Source organism: Deltaproteobacteria bacterium (genome assembly GCA_016208165.1).
Classification (GTDB): domain Bacteria; phylum Desulfobacterota; class Desulfarculia; order JACQYL01; family JACQYL01; genus JACQYL01.
In genome coordinates this window covers 1-4,234 of sequence record JACQYL010000017.1, presented here as the reverse complement: position 1 = coordinate 4,234, position 4,234 = coordinate 1, and the positions used below count along the sequence as shown (strand labels likewise).

3 protein-coding genes are annotated in these 4,234 nt (G+C 55.9%); 1 reads left to right on the top strand and 2 read right to left on the bottom strand.

All coding sequences use genetic code 11. The features are described 5' to 3' along the window. Positions 1–325 precede the first annotated feature (325 nt). On the bottom strand, positions 326–847 hold the full coding sequence (locus tag HY788_03390; GenBank protein ID MBI4773220.1) for a hypothetical protein: 522 nt from the start codon (positions 845–847) through the stop codon (positions 326–328). Between the two features lie 718 nt (positions 848–1,565). On the opposite strand from HY788_03390, the gene HY788_03385 reads away from it, so the two are divergent. After that, the gene (locus HY788_03385) at positions 1,566–3,050 is read left to right on the top strand and encodes a GGDEF domain-containing protein (protein ID MBI4773219.1); all 1,485 of its coding nucleotides are present in this window, start codon (positions 1,566–1,568) and stop codon (positions 3,048–3,050) included. Between the two features lie 401 nt (positions 3,051–3,451). Here HY788_03385 and HY788_03380 read toward each other — a convergent pair whose 3' ends face one another. Continuing rightward, positions 3,452–4,219 carry a mechanosensitive ion channel gene (locus tag HY788_03380; GenBank protein ID MBI4773218.1) on the bottom strand — a complete coding sequence of 256 codons (768 nt, stop codon included), beginning with the start codon at positions 4,217–4,219 and terminating at the stop codon, positions 3,452–3,454. Positions 4,220–4,234: the final 15 nt, after the last annotated feature.

Sequence of the window (4,234 nt, the reverse complement as noted above, 5' to 3'; positions counted from 1 at the left end):
GGGATTGGGATCAGGCTTCGTTGCTTCGCAACTACGCCCTGACAAGCCGAGATTGGACAGCATAACCCGGTGAATTACGATCATGCGCAGCGCGCCCGGGGGACGGACGGCATGCAGGGTTCGCGCCACAGAGCCGAGTGGTTGCAAGCGCCGGGGCAGGGGCTGTTGTTGCTTCGCAACGCGGACAACAAGTTGTCCGCGCCACCCGGCGTGAGCATTATCTCGGTGGGGAAGGGCCGGATGCGTGAAATGTCACAGGCTGGATCAGTAACATGATCATATTCCGGGAAGGAAAGGGCGTATTTCCCCTCCCGGGGGATGTCGTTTATTCACAACAATTGACGTACTCGTAGTTACTGGGCAGGGTAATGGGGAGTTTGAACGGGAGTTGATCCTCGAAATCGATCAATCTGAAGGCCTGGGTGGAGCCCTGGCTGGTTCCGAAACAGGCAAGCTGGTCCGTTCTCGAGTCCGGACCCGTCTGGACCGAATGCACATCCACCACAACCGGCGGTTGGACGCCCACATGGAGTTTGCCGTCCCTGGCCGCGCGAAAAACGACCTGAGCCGTCGGGGCGTGCGGTATGCCGGTGCAGCCCTTCAACCCTTTTTCCTCGTACAGGAACGGCTTCTCGAGGCTATCCGTATCTCCGGTGAGTTTGTTGATCACAATACTCTTCTCCAGTTTGGGCATAAAGATGGTCACGTGAAGGCCGGTATCCTCCAAGAGAATCCCCAGGACGTTACGGTTTCCATCCAGCACCCGGATTTCCGCGAAACACGGCGCCGCGGCCGTCAAACCCACCCACAGTACGGTCAGGACCATGAATAACCCCAATTTCCCCATTGGAACATCCTCCCTCGAATGGATTTTATGTGTATCCTCCCTTTTAGCCGGACTCGGCCGTTAAAACAACAGGAAAAAGGCTCGTAACGGCAACCCAAACGAGCTTGGACATTCAAGGAAGAATATGGATGCAGGAGCGGGTTTTCCATCGGCGGGCTCGACAGGCTCACCGCGGGCCGGTTCGACAGGCTCACAGCAGGCCGGCTCAGGATCTGCGACAAACCGGCCCCTCCGGCTGTGCAAAATAGACTGGACCGGGTTCGAAACCTGGGATGAGTATACAAAATCCTCGGCCGCTCCGCCCAGGGCGGTGCGGCCACGCTCGAAGATTTTGAAAGGAGTCTGAGAGAAACTTTTTAAAGTTTCCTTCAGCAGATCAAAATAAGCTCCGCTGGTTCAGCTCAACACTAGCGGGTGGCTTTGGCCCGCTCTTCCTTCGTCATACTCGGCCGAATCCAAACCGGTTTCGTTTTGTTTCAACGTCCGGCTTGATTCTATGATAAGCAGGCGCTATCTAGTAATCTTCAGGTCGATGCAGGCTAGGGCTACCGCTGAACGTCCGCCCTACTGATTGAAGCCGTCTCCAGCCCTATCTCCACCCGGTCCGGATCGGACGGATACTTTTCGCTCGCGCCGCCTCCATCGTTCGAGCAAGCCGTGGCCCTGCCCGGCAAGCTTTTTCCGGCCGACTTGTGAATCCACGAGGGTTAACCGACGCATGCGAAACGTCAGCATCAGGACCAAATTGATATTGACCTTGAGTTCCGTCCTGGTGCTGGCTTTTGTATGCACCAGTCTCCTCAGCTACTTTGTGTCCAGAGGTTCCTTCCGATCGAACATCATCGATGAAACCCTTCCCCTGATCAGCAACAACATCTATTCCGAGATTCAGCGGGATCTCATGCGACCCATCTATGTTTCCTCCCTCATGGCCAACGACACGTTTCTCAAGGACTGGGCTTTGGGGGGCGAGAAAGACATGGAAAAAATTACTAAGTATTTGAAAGAGATCAAAGACAAGTATGGATTTTCTTCCTCCTTCTTTGTCTCCGAGGCTACCGGGAACTATTATTACTACGCGGGTATTTTGAAGAAAATGGGTCCGCAGGACGCCCACGATGTCTGGTACTACGACTTCATCGAATCGGGCGCCGGGTTCGGTTTGGATGTGGACACGGACGAAGCCGCGGCGGGCACTCTGACGGTGTTCATCAACCATCGTCTGGAGGGCGACGGAGGGCTCCTTCTGGGCGTTACCGGCGTCGCCCTGAATATGGAAAAGGTGGGCGCCATTCTGAGGTCGTATCGCGAGAAATACAAAAGAACCGTATACATGGTCGATTCGGAGGGCCTGGTCCAGATGCACCCCGACAACCACCTTGTCGAAAGGGCGCGTCTGTCCGAGATGGAAGGCATCGAAGGATTGGAAAAGGAGATCCTGACCAAAAAGTTCGAGTCGCACATCTATGAATTCGACCGGAACGGCCGGCGCCTCTTTCTCGCGCTCCGTTACTTTCCGGACTTCGACTGGTTCCTGATCGTGGAACAGGGAGAGGGCGCGCCCCTGAGAAACATACGGGTTACGATGTTCGGCAATCTGGGCGTTGGATTCCTGGTCACCTGTTTCATCATAGCGGTTGTGATTTTCACTGTGAATCGATTTCAAGGTCGGCTCGAGGCCCTGGCCACTGTTGACGATCTTACGAAAACCTTCAACCGGCGGCATTTCATGGATTCCTTCAAAGGAGAGGCGGCTCGGGCCGCCCGGTACGGCCATCCCGTGAGCCTCCTGATGATCGACGCCGACCGTTTCAAGTCCATCAACGACACGTTCGGACACCACATCGGTGACGAAGCGTTACGCAACTTGGCCTCCATCATCAAGGATTGCCTGCGGGAAGTGGACGTGTTGGGGCGTCTGGGGGGAGAGGAGTTTGCCGTATTGTTGCCTGAAACCGGGAAACAAGCCGCCGTACACGTGGCCCAGCGCATTCGAGCCGCGGTGGAGTCCGGAATCATAGAAACCGAAGCGGGCCGTCTGCGCCTTACGGTGAGCGTGGGGGTGGCGTCCGCGGCGCCGGACTCGATCGATACCAAGGATCTGCTGAAACAAGCGGACGCGGCTATGTACAGAGCCAAGGAAGAGGGGCGCAACCGCGTGTGCGTTGAAACGGAAAAGACCGGAAATGAACCGCTTTCCTGAACGTTGCGGTCGAAATACCGGTATATGATCGGGGGAGTTGCGGGAACCGCGCTTCGGCGGGGCGTATCCATTGACGGCGTATCACGAGAGAACTTTTGGAATCCGTCTACAATTCCGTCATGGGACGGTATATTGGGTGGGGTGGCGCGGACAACTTGTTGTCCGCGTTGCGCAGCAACAAGAGGCCCCACCCGGCATATAAGATCACGCAGCCCTACGATTTAAGACGTACGGTCACCTCCTGTCCTCCGGACCCGGACAACAAGTTGTCCGGGCCACCCATCCATCATGATCGACCCCTATCGGTGCGACGAGTGAGACGGGCTGGAAACGCCTTTCTGTTTATGACGACCAACATTGTTTCCCCCACAAACAAAGGCTTATTATGACCCTGTGAACGGTTACGTTGTTTCTACCCCTTGGTCCTTCGCCTGCTTCGGATTGGGTTCCACCACGGAACGGATGTGAAGTTCGCGTTGGGGGAAAGGAATAGCGATATTGCGCTCCCGGAAGAGGCGATCGATTTCGAAACGGAGATCGGTTTCAGTGCTCAAAGACACGTCCACCGTGGTCCAGAACCTCAGTTTGAACAGAAGCGCACTGTCCGCGAAATCGGTGAACAGTACGTCGGGAGCAGGTTCTTTGAGGACTCTCGGATGATTCCCGGCCGCCTCGAGTAGTGTCCGCTTCACCAATTGTACGTCGGACCCGTAAGCCACGCCCACACCGATGTTTCGTCGCAAACGCAAATCCTGGAAGCTCCAGTTGATTACCTGGGAACTCACGAATTCGGAGTTGGGGATGATGAGGGAGGCGTTGTCCCAGGTCTGCACCACCGTGGATCGAACGTTTATCTTACGGACCACACCCCATACCCCGTTGATCTCTAGTGCGTCTCCCACCTGAATGGGTCGCTCGAACAGGAGAATGAGTCCGCTTACGAAGTTGTTGAAGATGTTCTGGAGCCCGAATCCGAGCCCGATTCCCAAAGCGCCCAGGCCCACCGCCATGGATGCGGTGCTGAAACCGAGCACGTTGAAGGAGAGGAGGATTCCAAAAACCCAAATCGTGTAACCTGTAATCTTGACAATGGATTCCTGCAGGCCGGACTGCAGACCGCTGTCGGCGAGGAAGCGGGTCAGAAGAAAGGAACTCGACAGCCGGGCCACTGCGTGGGTGATCAG

Bases quoted from the DNA above. Each gene is read 5' to 3' on its own strand.
- HY788_03390 (MBI4773220.1), bottom strand. From the start codon at position 847: ATGGGGAAATTGGGGTTATTCATGGTCCTGACCGTACTGTGGGTGGGT.
- HY788_03385 (MBI4773219.1), top strand. From the start codon at position 1,566: ATGCGAAACGTCAGCATCAGGACCAAATTGATATTGACCTTGAGTTCC.